At 65.2% G+C, this 16,657-nt stretch carries 17 protein-coding genes; 9 read left to right on the top strand and 8 right to left on the bottom strand.

The genetic code is table 11. From position 1 onward, the window contains the following. Positions 1 to 31: 31 nt before the first annotated feature. The 4 genes from ASD44_RS13785 to rplS form a co-directional block, all read right to left on the bottom strand. Positions 32 to 853, bottom strand: coding sequence for an amino acid ABC transporter permease (locus tag ASD44_RS13785; RefSeq protein WP_056112999.1), 822 nt, complete (start codon positions 851 to 853; stop codon positions 32 to 34). Positions 854 to 1,022: 169 nt separating this feature from the next. Beyond that, the gene (locus ASD44_RS13780; RefSeq protein WP_162246444.1) at positions 1,023 to 1,787 is read right to left on the bottom strand and encodes a basic amino acid ABC transporter substrate-binding protein; all 765 of its coding nucleotides are present in this window, start codon (positions 1,785 to 1,787) and stop codon (positions 1,023 to 1,025) included. Between the two features lie 178 nt (positions 1,788 to 1,965). Beyond that, on the bottom strand, positions 1,966 to 3,342 hold the full coding sequence (locus ASD44_RS13775; protein WP_056112996.1) for a dicarboxylate/amino acid:cation symporter: 1,377 nt from the start codon (positions 3,340 to 3,342) through the stop codon (positions 1,966 to 1,968). A gap of 282 nt (positions 3,343 to 3,624) precedes the next feature. After that, entirely contained in the window at positions 3,625 to 4,185 is a 561-nt protein-coding gene (gene rplS, locus ASD44_RS13770) for a 50S ribosomal protein L19 (RefSeq protein WP_056112992.1), read from the bottom strand. Positions 4,186 to 4,550: 365 nt separating this feature from the next. On the opposite strand from rplS, the gene ASD44_RS13765 reads away from it, so the two are divergent. Beyond that, the gene (locus ASD44_RS13765) at positions 4,551 to 5,303 is read left to right on the top strand and encodes a sulfite exporter TauE/SafE family protein (RefSeq protein ID WP_056112991.1); all 753 of its coding nucleotides are present in this window, start codon (positions 4,551 to 4,553) and stop codon (positions 5,301 to 5,303) included. On the opposite strand, the gene trmD is transcribed toward ASD44_RS13765, so the two are convergent. Beyond that, complete coding sequence (gene trmD, locus ASD44_RS13760) at positions 5,293 to 5,985, bottom strand: tRNA (guanosine(37)-N1)-methyltransferase TrmD (protein ID WP_056112987.1); 693 nt, start codon at positions 5,983 to 5,985, stop codon at positions 5,293 to 5,295. The two genes, ASD44_RS13765 and trmD, sit on opposite strands and share 11 nt — an antisense overlap. Further along, complete coding sequence (gene rimM / locus ASD44_RS13755; RefSeq protein ID WP_056112984.1) at positions 5,982 to 6,593, bottom strand: ribosome maturation factor RimM; 612 nt, start codon at positions 6,591 to 6,593, stop codon at positions 5,982 to 5,984. Before rimM ends, trmD begins: the two co-directional genes overlap by 4 nt. Before the next feature lie 117 nt (positions 6,594 to 6,710). Between rimM and ASD44_RS13750 the strand changes: the two genes are divergently transcribed. The 5 genes from ASD44_RS13750 to rpsP all read left to right on the top strand — a co-directional run bounded on the left by ASD44_RS13750 (position 6,711) and on the right by rpsP (position 12,080). Next, the gene (locus tag ASD44_RS13750; RefSeq protein WP_056116195.1) at positions 6,711 to 7,649 is read left to right on the top strand and encodes a tyrosine recombinase XerC; all 939 of its coding nucleotides are present in this window, start codon (positions 6,711 to 6,713) and stop codon (positions 7,647 to 7,649) included. Between the two features lie 86 nt (positions 7,650 to 7,735). Next, positions 7,736 to 8,803 (top strand): TraB/GumN family protein, encoded by a 1,068-nt coding sequence (locus ASD44_RS13745; RefSeq protein WP_056112982.1) that lies wholly within the window; start codon positions 7,736 to 7,738, stop codon positions 8,801 to 8,803. An 868-nt stretch (positions 8,804 to 9,671) separates the two neighbouring features. Beyond that, a complete protein-coding gene (gene ffh, locus ASD44_RS13740) occupies positions 9,672 to 11,258 on the top strand; it encodes a signal recognition particle protein (RefSeq protein ID WP_056112977.1) in 1,587 nt (528 codons plus the stop codon). Positions 11,259 to 11,263: 5 nt separating this feature from the next. Next, the gene (locus tag ASD44_RS13735; protein WP_056116192.1) at positions 11,264 to 11,620 is read left to right on the top strand and encodes a chorismate mutase; all 357 of its coding nucleotides are present in this window, start codon (positions 11,264 to 11,266) and stop codon (positions 11,618 to 11,620) included. A 46-nt stretch (positions 11,621 to 11,666) separates the two neighbouring features. Next, complete coding sequence (gene rpsP / locus ASD44_RS13730) at positions 11,667 to 12,080, top strand: 30S ribosomal protein S16 (RefSeq protein WP_056112975.1); 414 nt, start codon at positions 11,667 to 11,669, stop codon at positions 12,078 to 12,080. 88 nt (positions 12,081 to 12,168) lie between these two features. Here the strand turns inward: rpsP and zapE are convergent, their stop codons facing one another. Together zapE and ASD44_RS13720 are read right to left on the bottom strand one after the other, a co-directional pair. Further along, positions 12,169 to 13,386, bottom strand: a complete 1,218-nt coding sequence (gene zapE, locus ASD44_RS13725) for a cell division protein ZapE (RefSeq protein ID WP_056112971.1) — start codon at positions 13,384 to 13,386, stop codon at positions 12,169 to 12,171. 30 nt (positions 13,387 to 13,416) lie between these two features. After that, positions 13,417 to 13,950: a protease inhibitor Inh/omp19 family protein gene (locus ASD44_RS13720; RefSeq protein ID WP_056112968.1), complete on the bottom strand. Its 534-nt coding sequence runs from the start codon at positions 13,948 to 13,950 to the stop codon at positions 13,417 to 13,419. Positions 13,951 to 14,224: 274 nt separating this feature from the next. Here ASD44_RS13720 and ASD44_RS13715 point away from each other — a divergent pair, with 274 nt between their 5' ends. The 3 genes from ASD44_RS13715 to mtaB all read left to right on the top strand — a co-directional run bounded on the left by ASD44_RS13715 (position 14,225) and on the right by mtaB (position 16,657). Continuing rightward, positions 14,225 to 14,386 (top strand): DUF1328 family protein, encoded by a 162-nt coding sequence (locus ASD44_RS13715; RefSeq protein WP_082542571.1) that lies wholly within the window; start codon positions 14,225 to 14,227, stop codon positions 14,384 to 14,386. Positions 14,387 to 14,477: 91 nt separating this feature from the next. After that, the gene (dapF, locus tag ASD44_RS13710; protein WP_056112962.1) at positions 14,478 to 15,359 is read left to right on the top strand and encodes a diaminopimelate epimerase; all 882 of its coding nucleotides are present in this window, start codon (positions 14,478 to 14,480) and stop codon (positions 15,357 to 15,359) included. Beyond that, entirely contained in the window at positions 15,359 to 16,657 is a 1,299-nt protein-coding gene (gene mtaB / locus ASD44_RS13705) for a tRNA (N(6)-L-threonylcarbamoyladenosine(37)-C(2))-methylthiotransferase MtaB (RefSeq protein WP_056112959.1), read from the top strand. Before dapF ends, mtaB begins: the two co-directional genes overlap by 1 nt.

Raw genomic sequence — 16,657 nt, 5'->3', positions numbered from 1 at the left:
GTGAAGTTCCTTAGCCGGTCAATGGAATGGGTCAACGGCCCGCCGTGCCATACTGGCTGTCGGGCTGGCGCAGGCGTTTTTCCAGCGCGCGCAGCGCCAAGGACAGGCCAATGGTCAGGAACAGGTAGATGTAGGCGACGATCGAATAGGTCTCGAAGAAGCGGAACGAGCCTGCGGCATAGACCTTGGCCATCTGGGTGATGTCGGCGACACCAAGCACCGATACCAGCGAACTGTCCTTGACCATGGCGATGAAGTCGTTGCCGTAGGTGGGCAGGATGGTGCGGAAGGCCTGCGGCCAGACGATGTGGCGGAAGCGCCGGTAGCGGCTGAGGCCCAGCGCCTTGGCCGCCTCGATCTGGCCGATGCCGACCGACTGGATGCCGGCGCGGAAGATCTCGGCGATGAAGGAGGAATAGGCGATGGTCAGCGCGATGATCGCCCGCCACAGAAGGGAGACGTCGCGCACCATGAGGTCGCCGACATAGCCGGCCTCGCGCAATGGCGTAGCGAGATAGTTCCAGCCGGCGACGAAGGCCGGGACGCCAACGAAGGCGATCCAGAACAGCAGCACGAGGATCGGCACGCTGCGAATGATCTCGACGTAGAAGCGCGCGATCTGCCGCAGCGCCACTGAACCGGAAAGACCCATCAACGCCACCGCCAGCCCGAGCGCCGAGGCAAGCGCGAAGGCGACCAGGGTGACGAAGATGGTGACGCCTATGCCCGTGACGACAGTCGAGAACACCTGGGCGTAGAGGCCGCTCGTGGCGATGAAGACCGCAGCCATGGTGGCAAGACCGGCGACGGCCACCAGCCACCACGGGAAGTCGGGTTTCAGGGGCAGCGCCATTTACCCTCCCCGTTGTGGCGAGGGTCGCTGCGTAGCAGCGGGGTGGGGGCAACACCGAGGCCAGAGCACCACCAACCCGGACCTGCGGTCCGACCTGCCAGGGCAAGCCACGGGTCTTGCCCGTCCTTCGGACCCCCACAAGCAGGATGATGAAGTGCCCGCGCCTGCTTCACTGTCCCATCTTGTAGTCGAGGAACCACTTCTTGTTCAGAGAATCCAGCGTGCCGTCCGCCTTCAGCGCGGCAATGGCGGCGTTTACCGGCTGGACGAGGTCTGAGCCTTTCGGGAAGATAAAGCCGAAATCCTCGCTGCCCAGCGGCCCACCGACCAGCTTGAGGCCGCCATTGGAAGCCTCGACATAGCCCATGCCGGCGGTGCCGTCGGTCAACACCGTATCGACATCGCCCGTCTTCAATGCCTGCACGGTGGCTCCGAAGGTCTCGAACAGCTTGATGCGCGGGTTCTGCTCATTGCCGTCGAGCACGCTGTAGACTGCCGTATAGAAGGGCGTGGTGCCCGGCTGCGCACCGACCAGCCCGTCCTTGAGCGCGGCGAAGCCCTTGGCGTCGCTGAAACGCGACTCGTCGGCGCGCACCAGCATGAACTGCTCGGAGCGCATGTAGGGATCGGAGAAATCGACCTTGGCCTTGCGCTCGTCATTGATGGTGATGCCGGTCATGCCGATGTTGTACTGGTTGTCGGAAACCGCCTGGATCATCGCGTCCCAGGAGGTGTTCTGGTATTCGACAGCAAAATTCAGCCGCTTGGCGATCTCGTTCATCGCATCGTATTCCCAGCCGACCGGCTTGCCGGTCTTGGGCTCGACGAATTGCAGCGGCGGATAGGCGTTCTCCGTCACCACAACCACCTTGCGACCTTTCAGGTCGGGCAGTGTCTGCGCCGCCGCGGCGGCGGAGGCCAAAGCGACGAGCATGGCAAGCGCATGGAGTAGGATGCGGGGCTTCACGATCTGCTCCTGTAAGAATGGCTGCGATCTGCCAAGACTAGCGGCCAAGCGTGGCCTTGCAAAGCTGGCTTGGGCGATTGAAAAGACCCGCACCGGCACAGCCGATGCGGGTTATATGATTGCGCGACATAAGAGCCTGGCGAGGTCAGGCCGGCACTGCTTCACTGCTCGCGTCGAGCGCATCGATGCCGCCGGCACGGTCGTATTGCGCCTGGTCCAGAATGCCGGCCCGTTTCGACACCAGCGTCGGCACCAGCGCCTGGCCGGCGACGTTGACCGCGGTGCGGCCCATGTCGAGGATCGGATCGATGGCGAGCAGCAGGCCGACGCCGGCGAGCGGCAGGCCGAGCGTCGACAGGGTCAGCGTCAGCATCACCGTCGCGCCGGTCAGGCCGGCGGTGGCGGCCGAACCGATCACCGAAACGAAGACGATCAGGAAATAGTCCTGGATGCCGAGCGGCACGCCGTAGAACTGCGCCACGAAGATCGCCGAAATGGCCGGATAGATCGCCGCGCAGCCATCCATCTTGGTGGTGGAGCCGAGCGGCACGGCAAAGGCGGCATATTCGCGCGGCACGCCGAGGCTCTTTTCGGTCACGCTTTCCGTCACCGGCATGGTGCCGACCGAGGACCGCGACACAAAGCCGAGCTGGATCGCCGGCCATGCGCCGGCAAAGAAGCGCGCCGGCGACAGCCCATGCAGCAGGAGAAGCGTCGGGTAAACGATCAAGAGCACGATGGCGAGGCCGATATAGATGGCGCCGGCGTACCAGCCGAGCTGCGCCAGCGTCTGCCATCCATATTGCGCCACCGCGTTGCCGAGCAGGCCGATGGTGCCGATGGGCGTCAGCCTGATCACCCACCACAGGATCTTGCGCACGATGGCAAGGGCGGCGCGGTTGAATGTGAAGAACGGTTCGGCCTTGTCTCCGACCTTCAGCGCGGCGACGCCGAAGACGATGGAAATGACCAGCAATTGCAGGACGTTGAAGTTCAACGACGTCGAGGCCTTGCCGTCGGTCAGTCGTGTGGACGCTTCGAGGCCGAAGACGTTGGCGGGGATCAGGCCTTTGAGGAAGTCGAGCCAGGAGCCGTTGGTGGCCGGCGCCTTCGCCGCGTCGGCGACCACGGCGGTCCCGAGGCCGGGCTGGATGATCAGGCCGAGCGCGATGCCGATCAGCACCGCGATCAAGGCGGTGATGGCGAACCACAGCAGGGTTTGCCAGACCAGCGCTGCGGCGTTGGTAAGCTGGCGCAGATTGCTGATCGAGGCGACGATGGCCGTGAAGATCAGCGGCGGCACCAGCGCCCGCAGCAGCTGGACGAAGATGGAGCCGATGGTGGACAGGGTCTGGACCAGCCAGTTCGGATTTCCGGCGGCATCGGGTCCAAGATTGCGGGCGACGAGGCCGAGGACGAGGCCGGCCACCATGGCGGCGAGCACCTGGAAGCCGAAGGAGGAATAGAAGGGTTTCGCAGCGCGCGGGTGGGCCGGCGTGGCATGAGCGGGTGTCTGGGACATGATGCGATCTCTGTCTGAAACGGGCGCTTGAGCGCTCAATATGACGCCTGCCCGCAAAAACGCGCAAGCGGCATTTCGTTTCCCTCTACGCCTTTCGCGATGACAGGATCAGAAACATCGTCGCAAAATTCCGGCTGAAACCGGAATGAATTTCTGTATTATCGCCGAAGTCGTCGGGATCGCTTTGGCGTGTGCGATTTGCCGCGGACGCCAGCACCGCTGTGCCGCAAACGAAAAAGGCGGCCGAAGCCGCCTTTTATGCGTTCCAAAGACAGGAAGAAATTATTCCGCAGTCTGCTCGGCGGCGGTGTTTTCAGCCGCGGCGGCAGCCTTTTCAGCCTCAGCAGCGGCCTTCTTCTCGGCGGCGTCCTGCGCGGCCTTCTCGGCGGCCAGAGCCTCGGCGGCAGCGACCTTTTCGGCCTCGAGCCTGGCGCGCTCGGCGAGCATCGCCTCGCGCTCGCCATCATTCAGCTTGCGGGCGCGCACGCCGGTGTTTTCGGAAATGCGGGCCGACTTGCCGCGGCGGTCGCGCAGATAATAGAGCTTGGCGCGGCGAACCTTGCCGCGACGCACGATCTCGACGCCCTCGACCATCGGCGAGTAGACCGGGAAAACGCGCTCGACGCCTTCGCCGTAGGATATCTTGCGGACGGTGAAATTCTCCTGGAAGCCGGCGCCGGAGCGGGCGATGACCACGCCCTCATAGGCCTGGACGCGGGTGCGCGAGCCTTCGGTGACGCGCACCTGGACGCGAACCGTGTCGCCGGGCTGGAATTCGGGCAGCGTGCGCTTGGCTTCGATCTTGGCGGCCTGTTCGGCCTCGAGCTGACGGATGAGATCCATCTCAAAAATCCACTTCTTGTTCTTCCGACAGCCAGAGCGCCCGGCGCTCGCCTTGCAGTCTTCCCGGATCGGGGACCGCTCGGCTATGCCATTTGTCAGGTTTTGGCCAAACATCCGGCAGGGGCGACTACACCGTCATCGTTGACGGGACCCGGAAAGTTATCTTCCGGTTCGGGCGGGCACATACATCTATTTCCGGGCCTTGTCACGCCCAAACTGATCGCTTGATGAGGACAGGAAATGGGCCTTGCCGAGGACCTCGGCCTCGAATGCGTGGCTGCTGGACCTGTGAAAGTTGGCCATTGCGGCTTGTCTCTGCGTACCGACCTTTCTAATCAGGGCACTGAAATGGGGAACGCGCTGCCTTGACCTTCACGACAATCGCCCTCTTGTTCGTCGCAGGCCTGCTGACCGGCATGATCAACGCTGTCGCCGGCGGTGGCACCTTCCTGTCCTTTGGCGCGCTGACCCTTGTCGGCATCCCGCCGGTCGTAGCCAACGCGACGTCATCGATCACCCAGTTCCCCGGCTACGTGACCTCGACGCTCGCCTACTGGGCGGACATCAAGCGTTTCTGGCGCGGCGCCCTCGCCCTGTGCGCAGTCTCCATGGTGGGCGCCTTCGTCGGCGCGCGCATCCTTCTGGCGCTCGACAACCCCTCCTTCCGGGCGCTGGTGCCGTGGCTGCTGATCGCCGCGACTGCGCTGTTCGCGGCCGGGCCATATCTCAAGCCGAAGCCGAAACCCGGACAGGAAGCACCAGTCGGTTCTTTTTTCGGCTGGATCATGCAGTTCTTCACCGCCATCTATGGCGGCTTTTTCGGCGCCGGCATGGGGGTGATGATGCTGGCGACGCTCGGCCTGTCGCAGAGCGGCGACTATCATCGGCTGAATGCGCTCAAGAACATGCTGGCGATGGTGATCGCCGCGGTCGCCATCGTCATTTTCGTCCTGGGGGGCGTGGTCGCCTGGCCGGAGGCCATCGTCATGATCCCCGCCGTCGCCATCGGCGGCTGGAGCGGCGTTTGGGTGGCCAAGCGGGTGCCGCAGAGCGCCATGCGGGCCGTGGTCATCGCCGTAGGGCTACTGCTGGCGGTTTATTATTTCGTCACCGGCTGAGCTTCGCCAGCAAATCCGGCCGCCGCTCGGCGGTCAGTTTCTCCGCCTCGGCGCGGCGCCATTTGGCAATTTTTCCATGGTTGCCGGATGTCAGCACGTCCGGGATCGGCCGGCCTTCGAATTCCTGCGGCCGCGTATAGTGCGGGTGTTCGAGCAGGCCGTTCTCGAAACTCTCCTCGTCGCCGGATTTCTCATTGCCCATGACGCCGGGTAAAAGCCTCACCACCGCGTCGAGCAGCGCAAGCGCCGCCGGCTCGCCGCCGGACAGGATGTAATCGCCGACAGAGACTTCCTCCAGATTGCGCGCGTCGATGACGCGCTGGTCGACGCCTTCGAAGCGTCCGCACAGGATGACGACGCCGGGACCGGCGGCAAGCGCTCTCACCCTTGCCTGCGTCAGCGGCCTGCCGCGCGGGCTCATCAGCAGGCGAGGGCGGGGGTCGCCGTCCGGCGCGGTGTGGTCGAGGGCCTCGGCCAGGACGTCGGCGCGCATCACCATACCGGCGCCGCCGCCGGCCGGCGTGTCGTCGACGGTGCGATGACGGTCATGGGCGAAGTCGCGAATCTGGATCGCCTCAAGACGCCAGGTGCCAGCCTCCAGCGCCCGCCCGGCAAGCGACAGGCCAAGCGCGCCGGGAAACATCTCCGGATAGAGGGTCAGCACCGAGGCGGAAAAGCTCACCGGTTGCCTCCGGCGTCGCGCGGGCCGCGGGGTCGGTGGTTGAGGCTGAAGTCTTCGCCATCCGGTCCGCCGTTTCCGTCCGGCTCATCGTCGCCATCCTCCACCAGCCCTGCCGCGATCGGATCAATGGTGACGAAACCACCGGAAATCGAGACGTCAGGCACGGCCGCCTTCGAAAAGGGAATCAGCACGCCCTTGCGGCCGCCAAGGGTCACTTCGAGAAGGTCGCCGCCGCCGAAATTCTGCACCGCGACGATTTTGCCGAGCACGGCACCGTCGCCGTCTTTCACCGAGAGGCCGGCCAGGTCGGCATGGTAGAACTCGTCGTCATCCGCCGCCGGCAGCACAGAACGGTCGACGAACAGTTCGGTGCCGGTCAGCGCCTCGGCAGCGTTGCGGTCCGCAACATTCCTGAAGCGCACGACGACGACATCCTTGGCGGGCCGGATCGCGGCGATCTCGAAAGCCCGGCCATCCCTGGTATAAAGCGGGCCGTAATCGCCCAGCGCCAGCGGATCGGCGGTGAAGGTCTTCACGCGGAGCTCGCCCTTGATGCCGTGGGCAGCGCCGATCACGGCCATCTGGATTGGATTTTGCAGCTTGGGCATCGAGCGTTCCTCTGTCCGTCCGTGTCCTAGACTTTGAGCGCCGGCATTTCAATCGCGCCTCTTCACGGGTTCCTAACCTCGGCACGGCACCATGTGCGCGACAAGCGGAACGAGGCGATGCAGGAATTTCTCATCCCAGCGAGGCCGGACCTCCAGGCTGCGCGCGAAAGCTGGCTGAAGATGCTGGCGCGCGAGCGTCGCCTGTCGGCGCTTACCGTCGAGGCCTACGAGCGTGATACGCGTCAGTTCCTGCAGTTCCTGACCGGCCATTGCGGCGGCTCGCCGGGCCTCGCCGACCTCGCCAATCTGCGGCCGGCGGATTTGCGCGCCTATCTGGCGGCACGCCGTAGTGGCGGCGCCGGCGCGCGGACGCTGGGGCGTGGACTGGCCGGGGTGCGCTCGCTGCTGCGCTTCCTTGAACGGCGCGGACTGGCCAACGCCGCCGGCGCGGCAGCGCTCAGGGCGCCGAAGCAGCCGAAATCGTTGCCCAAGCCGCTGACCGCCGCCGACGCGAAGCGCGTCGTGTCGGCGGGCGAACAACTGGCCGAGGAGCCATGGATCGCCGCCCGCAACTCGGCGGTGCTGATGCTGCTCTACGGCTCAGGCCTGCGCATCTCCGAGGCGCTCGGCCTGACCGGCGGCGAACTGGCTTCGGCGGATGACAGGGTGCTGCGGATCACCGGCAAAGGTGGGAAGACACGACTGGTGCCCGTGCTGCCGGTCGCCATGCAGGCGGTGGCCGAATACCGCCGGCTTTGCCCGTATCATCTCGACCCGCAGGGGCTTCTGTTTCGCGGTGCGCGGGGCGGCCCGCTCAATCCGGCCATCGTGCAGCGGGAAATGGTACGGCTGCGCTCGGCGCTGAACCTTCCGAAAACGGCGACTCCTCATGCTTTGCGCCACTCTTTCGCCACGCATCTGCTCGGGCGCGGCGGCGACCTGCGCACCATCCAGGAACTGCTCGGCCACGCCAGCCTGTCGACGACGCAGATTTATACCGGCGTCGACACTGCCCGACTGCTGGAAGTCTACGAGGCTGCGCATCCACGCGCCTGAAAGCCCGGATGGCGGTCCTCGCGGGTGGCGACAATTTTGCCGGACCGATTAACCGTTTCGCCGTTTTTTGCGCCTAGAACCGGCGGATGACCCGCGTTTTCGCTACCGCAGACCGTCTCGCCCCGCTGGGGCTAAAGCTGCTCGCCGCTCTCAATCTGCTGTTCTTCCTGTCGTTCCTGGCGGTGATGTTGCTTGTCGCCGGCAAGGCGCGGGCCGAGGGCGTCACCTGCAGCGGCAAGGACATGACCGTGGCCCTGCGAAAGGATGATCCGGACGCCTATGCGCGAATCGAAGCCGAGGCGGCGAAGACGCCGAACGGCACGGGCCTGCTGTGGAAGCTGGAGAAGCCCGGCCAGAAACCGTCCTGGCTGTTCGGCACCATGCATATGACCGATCCGCGCGTCGTCACCCTGACCCCGGCGGCGAAGCAGGCCTTTGATGCCGCCGATACGGTGGTGATCGAGACGACGGACGTGCTCGACCAGAGCAAGATGATGGCTGCCATCACCAAGGAGCCGGGCCTGATGATGTTCACGGATTCGACGACGCTTGCCTCGCTTTTGTCGCCGCAGGACGCCGAAGCGATGAACAAGGCGCTGGATGCGCGCGGCATTCCGCCAGCGAGCGTCGCCAAGATGAAGCCGTGGATGCTCACGGCCATGGTGGCACTGCCGGCCTGCGAAATGGCGCGCAAGTCCGGCGGCGCGCCGGTGCTGGACATCAAGCTGGCCAATGACGCCAAGGCCGCCGGCAAGGACCTCGAAGGGCTGGAAACCGTGGCCGACCAGCTGCGGGCGATGGCGTCGCTGCCGATGGATCTGCACATGAAGGGCCTGGTCGATACGCTCAAGCTGGGCGACAAGTCCGACGATCTCTCGGAAACCATGATCGCGCTCTACCAGCGCGGCGAGATCGGCATGATATGGCCGCTGTTCCGCGCCGTACTGCCCGACGAGGCGAAGGACTCGGCCGGTTATGCCGCCTTCGAGGAGACGATGGTCACCAGCCGCAACAAGGTCATGGCCGAGCGGGCGGAACCGATACTGGCCAAGGGGAATGTCTTCATGGCGGTCGGCGCGCTACATTTGCCTGGGCCGGAAGGTCTGGTAGAAGACTTCCGGAAGGCCGGGTTTAGCGTTATTTCCGTGCAATAGGCTGCACCTGATGTGATTCGGCAGCCTTTGATGTCGCATTTGTCGTTGTTTAGGCGTTTTCCGTACCCAAATTGAAACCTGATCGCGCTTCGTGCGTTGATCGCTGTTGATTGATGCCTTTTTCATCCAAGGAGGACTGCACATGGCCAACATCCCCCCCACCGATCCGCTGAATCCGACACCGGGATCGACCGATCCCCGTATCGATCCACCCGCGCCGCGCGGCGGCGGTAGTGGATGGCTGATCGCACTGGTCGTGATCGTTCTTGCCATCATTGCGTATTACGTGTTCGGCCGCACCGGACCCGAGGCGCCTCCGGCTGAACCGCCGGCAGCAAGCGAGTCCACTCCGGCTCCCGCACCTGCCGCTCCGGCAACGCCTGCTCCGGCACCTGCTGAACCGGCCCCGGCGCCCGCGCCGGCACCTGCTGAACCAGCCCCGGCGCCCGCTCCGGCAGAGCCTCCGGCAATGCAGCCGCAGACGCCGCCTGCCCAGCCGGCACCTGCGCAGTAAAAAAGCGCTACACGGCAATCGGAAAGGCCCGCTTCGGCGGGCCTTTTCATTTGCAAGGAAGCTTGGAAGGGTGACAGGGTCGGTCAGGCATCGAGCCCGCGCCTTGACTCTCGGGCGCTTTTCCTGTCTACACGCGCGAATTCCGCGACGACGATCTTTCGCGAAACCGACCGGGACGAACGGCCCTTCCCTGAGAAGCGGCTGCAGATCGATCCCGGAGGCCAACACCCGGCAGCGCTGTGCGCCCCCGGGTGCTTTCTGGTTTTGGGCTATTGCCCGGCGGCTTGGCTTGGACGAGCGGCGCGCATGCACTACCTCTCGGCATCATGCGGATGCTCGAGAAAAGGGAAAAGAATGTTTGAATCGCTTCAGGAGCGCCTTGGCTCCATCCTGAACGGCCTGACCGGCCGCGGCGCGCTCAACGAGGCGGATGTCTCGGCAGCGCTGCGCGAAGTTCGGCGCGCTCTGCTGGAAGCCGACGTGGCGCTGGAAGTGGTGCGCTCGTTCACCGACAAGGTGCGCGAGAAGGCCGTCGGCGCGGCGGTGCTGAAATCGATCAAGCCCGGCCAGATGGTCGTCAAGATCGTCCATGACGAGCTGATCGACATGCTCGGCGCCGAGGGCGTCGCCATCGATTTGAACGCACCGGCGCCGGTCGTCGTGATGATGGTCGGCCTGCAGGGCTCCGGCAAGACGACGACGGCGGCCAAGATCGCCAGGCGGCTGACAGAGCGCCAGGGCAAGAAGGTGCTGATGGCCTCGCTCGACACGCGGCGTCCCGCCGCGCAGGAGCAGCTGCGCCAGCTCGGCGAACAGGTGAAGGTCGCGACGCTGCCGATCGTCACCGGCCAGACGCCGGTCGATATCGCCCGGCGCGCGGTGCAGGCGGCGAAGCTCGGCGGCCACGACGTCGTCATCCTTGATACCGCCGGCCGCACCCATATCGACGAGCCGCTGATGGCGGAGATGGCGGATATCCGCAAGGTCTCCGCGCCGCACGAGATCCTGCTGGTCGCGGATTCGCTGACCGGTCAGGACGCCGTGAACCTCGCCAAGAGCTTCGACGACCGCGTCGGCATCACCGGTCTGGTGCTGACCCGCATGGACGGCGACGGCCGCGGCGGCGCGGCGCTGTCGATGCGCGCCGTCACCGGCAAGCCGATCAAGCTGATCGGCACCGGCGAAAAGATGGATGCGCTGGAGGAGTTCCACCCCAAGCGCATCGCCGATCGCATCCTCGGCATGGGCGACATCGTCTCGCTGGTCGAGAAGGCCGCAGAAAACATCGACGCCGAGCAAGCGGCGGCGATGGCCAAGAAGATGCAGTCGGGCAAGTTCGATCTGAACGACCTTGCTGCGCAGCTTCAGCAGATGTCGAAGATGGGCGGCATGGGCGGCATCATGGGCATGATGCCCGGCATGGGCAAAATGAAGGACCAGATGGCGGCAGCCGGTCTCGACGACAAGATGTTCGGCCGTCAGCTCGCCATCATCTCGTCGATGACCAAGAAGGAACGGGCCAACCCCGACCTCCTCAAGCACAGCCGCAAGAAGCGCATCGCCGCCGGCTCCGGCACCGATGCGGCCGAGATCAACAAGCTGCTCAAGATGCATCGCGGCATGGCCGACATGATGAAGGCGATGGGCGGCAAGGGCAAAGGCGGCGGCCTCATGCGCGGCATGATGGGCGGGCTGGCCTCGAAAATGGGGCTGGGCGGCATGATGCCCGGAATGGGCGGAATGCCCGATCTGTCGAAGATGGACCCCAAGCAGATCGAAGCCTTGCAGAAGCAGGCGCAAGCCGCCGGTCTCGGCGGCGGCTTGCCGAAAGGCCTGCCTGGAATGGGCGGCGGCGGATTGCCGGGCCTGCCGGGCGGCATGAAGCTTCCGGGTGGACTTCCTGGCTTGGGCGGGCTGCCGGGGCTGGGCAAGAAGAAGTGAGCGTCATGAACGAAGAAGACGATACCGCACAGGCGCGCAAGATACTGGCCGACTATCGCGCCTCGATCGACAATATCGATGCGGCGCTGATCCATATGCTGGCCGAGCGGTTCCGCTGCACCAAGGCGGTCGGCGTGCTCAAGGCCGAGCACGGCCTGCCGCCGGCCGATCCCAGCCGGGAGGGGCAACAGATCGAACGCCTGCGCCGGCTTGCCAAGGATGCGCAACTCGATCCGGATTTCGCCGAGAAGTTCCTGAACTTCGTCGTCCGCGAAGTCATCCGCCATCACGAACAGATCGCCGCTTCCAGCAGCGGCGCGAACGATGACGCCGCGGAAAACGGCGCCACCCACACCGGCTGAGTTTCAGCCGCAACGCAATCAACCGATCAGAGCTTTAGGAGAAAAAATGGCACTGAAGATCAGACTGGCCCGTGCGGGCTCGAAGAAGCGTCCCTACTACCACATCGTCGTCGCCGACGTGCGCTCGCCGCGCGACGGCCGCTTTATCGAAGCGATCGGCGCCTGGAACCCGCTGCTGCCCAAGGACGGCGAACGCGTCAAGATCGACGCCGACCGCGTCAAGCATTGGCTGAGCCACGGCGCGCTGCCGACCGACCGCGTGCTCCGCTTCCTCGACGAAGCCGGCATTTCCAAGCGCGAAGCTCGCTCGAACCCGAACAAGGCCGAGCCGGGCAAGAAGGCGCAGGAGCGCGCTGCGCTGCTCAAGAAGGCACAGGACGATGCCGCAGCCGCTGCCGCCGCCGCAGCCGCCCCGGCGGAAGCACCGGCTGAAGAGCCGGCCGCAGCCACCGCCGAGTAAGAGCAGGATATGGGACGGAAGCGGGGATTTTCTCCGCTTCAATCCTGTCCTTCCGCGATTCATTGAGGCGCCTCTTTCGGGGCGCCTTTTATTTTGCGGCTTGCGGAAGCTGTGCCTGCGCAGGAGCCGGTTTGGCGGACGGCTGGTGCCGGCGCGTCCATTCCTCGAGCCATTCCCTGCTCTGCATCTCGATCAGCCGCGAGGCGGTGCGGTCGAATTCGAAGGCCTCGGTGATGCCCGGCCGCCCGGCATAGAGTCCGGCAGGCGGCGCATCGGCGCTAACCACAAGGCGTTTACGGGTATCGTAGAGCGTGTCGATCAGCAGGATGAAGCGCTTGGTCGGATTGCGCAGCGTCGGGTCGAGCACCGGCACATGGTCGATGAAGATGGTCGAGAAACGCTGGGCGATGGCGAGGTAATCGCGCGCGCCGAGCGGCTTTTCGCACAGATCGGCGAAGCTGAAGCGGGCGGACTCACCGGCGGCGCGGGGCACGACGACCTGCCGGCCCTTCACCGTCAACACCGCTTCTTGCACCGGCGCGCCGTCCGTGGCGGCTTCCCAGGCGCGATCCAGCGCCTCGTCGGCGTCCGAGTCGGCCGGCACGACATAGACTGGCATGCGGTTCAGCTTTTCCATTCGGTAGTCCTTGTCGGACTCCAGCGTCAGGACCTCCGCGTTGCGCTCCAGCAGCTTGATGAACGGCAGGAAGAGCTGGCGGTTGAGGCCATCGCGGTAGAGGTTCTCCGGCGCTACGTTCGAGGTGGCGACCAGCACCACGCCAGCGGCGAAAAGCGCCGAGAACAGACGTGACAGGATCATCGCGTCGGCGATATCGGTGACGCTGAATTCGTCGAAGCACAGCACCCACGCCTCTTCGGCCAGCGCTCGCGCTACGGGAGGTATCGGATCGTCCTCCTTGACGGTTCCATCCTTGCGCGCCTGCCGGTGCTTCTGGATGCGGTCGTGGGCATCGGCCATGAAGTCGTTGAAATGCACCCGGCGCTTGCGCCGAACCGGCACCAGCTCATGAAACATATCCATCAGCATGGTCTTGCCGCGGCCGACGCCGCCATGAATATAGAGTCCCTTGACGGGCTCACGCACCGGCCGCTTCCTGGCGAACAGCCAGCCGAGCGCGCTGGATTTGTGCGCCAGCCGCTTCTCGCAAATCTCGTTGATCAGCCTGTCGAGGCGGGCGGCGACGCGTTCCTGCGCGGCGTCGCGCTCTATCTGTCCTGCCTGGACGAGATGGTCGTAGCGCTGCCTGACGGTCGCATGGGTTTCAAGGCCGTCACGCAGATGCATTCGTCACTTCACGGGATGGTTCGAGGCTGCCTATCTTGTAAGCGAGATCGGCTGTCCGCTGGAAGTCTGCCCGTCGAATTTTTCCGGACCCGAAGAATAGAGGCGGGCCAGCGTGCCGCCATTCTGATCGTAGAGGGTGAGCTGCTTGCCGGCGACGTTCCACGATTTGATGCCGTCGATGGGCGCCGGGCAGTGGAGCGGACCGGCGCGGTAGCCGGCGCCGAACTTGGTCTGCGGCGTCGCCACACGGCAGGTCTGGCCTGAAACGCTGGCGTTCCACACGCCGGCGACGTTCGAGGCGGTGATGTCGGGCGCGTTGGCACCGGCTGCGCCGCCGTCCGGCGGCAGGGATGCTACCTGGGTGTTGGCGGGTGCCGTGGGGAACTGCGACGGATTGGGCGCAGCGGGCGGCGGCAACTGGTTGCTCGATACGGTGCCGGCAGGGGCCGCTTCCAGCGGTGCGGGCTGGGCCGAATCCATCGACGAGAACCGCGTGCTCGAGCAACCGCTCGCGGCAAGCGCGGCCACGGACAAGGCCAGCAGTCCGAATCTTGAAAATGTCATGGCAACCTCCGCTGCCCCGAAAAAGGGCGCCGTCTGAAAAATGCATCTCCACCAAATTGGCGAAGATGGCAGAATTTCAACCGCATATGGTTAAAATAGGGTGTGCGCCCGGAAATGTTGCAGTTTTGCCGCAGCTGCTGCGGGCCGATGCAGGAAAAGCGGCTGCTTTGGCCCGCGCCGGTCCGCCGGAATCGTGCATCGTCTGCCGGAACCCGGAAACGCTCGGCGCGTTATGGACACGTTTCCGAAAGCTTCGATTATCGAGGGCATAGCCATGATCAAATGGATCATCATTCTTCTCATCGTCGCCGCCGCCGCCAGCCTGCTCGGCATGCCGGCGCTTGCCGGTGCCGCCGCTACCGGAGCGCGCATCCTGATCGGCATCGCGCTGGTCGTGTTCCTGCTCATCGTGCTTGGCGTATTCGCGATCACCTGAGGCCGGGCTGCCGTCGCACTGGTAATTGCGGGCCGTTTCCGCCATATAGCGCCAAACGGACCTGAATGACTTGCAAATGGCGACCGCAGCAATGGCAGCCACGGCCCCCTTCGCCAAGATGAACGGCATCGGCAACGAGATCATCGTTGCCGATATGCGTGGCCGCGCGGACCGCGTCACGCCGGCCGCCGCCATCGCGCTGAACGCCGACCCCGCCACGCGCTTCGACCAGATCATGGCCATCCATGACGCGCGGACGCCGGGAACCGCCTATTTCGTCGATATATTGAATTCCGACGGCTCCAGCGCGCAGGCCTGCGGCAACGGCATGCGCTGCGTCGTGCAGGCGCTGGCGGCTGAAACCGGGCAGAGCGTGTTCACCTTCGAGACGGTGGCCGGCATCCTCAACGCGACGCAGCATGAAGGCGGCCTCATCTCGGTCGATATGGGTACGCCGCGCTTCGGCTGGCAGGAGATCCCACTGGCCGAGGAATTTCGCGACACGCGCATGATCGAACTGCAGATCGGCCCGATCGATGCGCCGGTGCTGCATTCGCCGTCGGCGGTTTCGATGGGCAATCCGCACGCCATATTCTGGGTCGACCGCGACGTCTGGTCCTACGATCTCGACCGGTTCGGACCGCTGCTCGAAAACCATCCGATCTTTCCCGAGCGCGCCAACATCACCATCGCGCAGGTCACTTCGCCGGAAACGATGATCATCCGCACCTGGGAGCGGGGCGCCGGTCTCACCAAGGCCTGCGGCTCCGCCGCCTGCGCGGCCGCGGTCGCCGCCGCGCGCACCAGGCGGACGGGCCGCAGCGTCACCCTGCAGGCGCCGGGCGGGCAATTGCAGGTCGAGTGGCGCGAAGACGACCATGTCGTTCTGACCGGCGCGGCGGAATGGGAATTTTCCGGCACGTTCGATCCGACGACCGGGAACTGGCAGCGCGACACCGAGAGCGCGGCCTGATGTCAGATATTGCCAAGGGAATCGACATCGTCACCTTCGGCTGCCGGCTCAACACCTACGAGTCGGAAGTGATGCGGCGCGAGGCTGAAACGGCGGGCCTCGGCGCGCTGAAGGGCGGCGCGGTCATCTTCAACACCTGCGCCGTCACCGGCGAGGCGATACGGCAGGCCAGGCAGGCTATCCGCAAGGCGCGGCGCGAGAATCCGCAGGCGCGCATCATCGTCACCGGCTGCGCGGCGCAGACCGAGCCCGGCAGCTTCACCGCCATGGACGAGGTCGACCTCGTACTGGGCAATGAGGAGAAGCTGAAGGCGCATTCCTACCGGGCGCTGCCCGATTTCGGCGTCAACGATGCCGAAAAGGCGCGGGTCAACGATATTTTCTCGGTGCGCGAGACGGCGGGCCACATGGTCGACGCCATCGAGGGCCGCGCGCGCGCCTTCGTCCAGGTCCAGAATGGTTGCGACCACCGCTGCACCTTCTGCATCATCCCCTACGGGCGCGGCAATTCGCGCTCGGTGCCGATGGGCGCGGTGGTGGAGCAGATCAAGCGGCTGGCCGGCAACGGCTACGCCGAAATCGTACTGTCAGGCGTCGACATGACCAGCTACGGCGCCGACCTGCCCGGCGCGCCGAAGCTTGGGCGTCTAGTCAAGACGATCCTGCGCGAGGTGGCGGACGTGAAGCGGCTACGGCTGTCCTCCATCGATTCCATCGAGGCCGACGACGATCTGCTCGACGCCATCGCAACGGAAAAGCGGCTGATGCCGCATCTGCACCTGTCGCTGCAGTCGGGCGACGACATGATCCTGAAGCGGATGAAGCGGCGGCATCTGCGCGATCAGTCGATCCGTTTCTGCGAGGATGTGCGCAAGTTGCGTCCAGGCATCGTGTTCGGGGCCGATATCATTGCCGGCTTCCCGACCGAAACCGAGGCGATGTTCGAGAACTCGCTTGGCATCGTCGAGGAATGCGGGCTGACGCATCTGCATGTCTTCCCTTTTTCACCGCGCGAGGGGACGCCGGCGGCGCGGATGCCGCAGGTACGGCGCGAGACGGTCAAGCGCCGTGCGGCTCGGCTGCGCGAGGCTGGCGAGGCCGCCTATCGCCGACATCTCGATTCGCTGGCCGGCACATCGCAATCGATCCTGATCGAGCGCGACGGGCTGGGCCGCACCGAGGGCTTCACGCTGGCCGCGATTCGTACCGGCGGGCCGGGCGACATCGTCGCGGCCATGGTCACCGGCCATGATGGCGCGCGCCTGACTGCTGCGCCGCTTGCCGCGCGCGCGGCCTGA

It is taken from the genome of Mesorhizobium sp. Root554, assembly GCF_001427025.1.
Taxonomy (GTDB): domain Bacteria; phylum Pseudomonadota; class Alphaproteobacteria; order Rhizobiales; family Rhizobiaceae; genus Mesorhizobium.
Note: the sequence above shows the minus strand (reverse complement) of the source record. Positions and strands in the feature narration are given on the sequence as shown.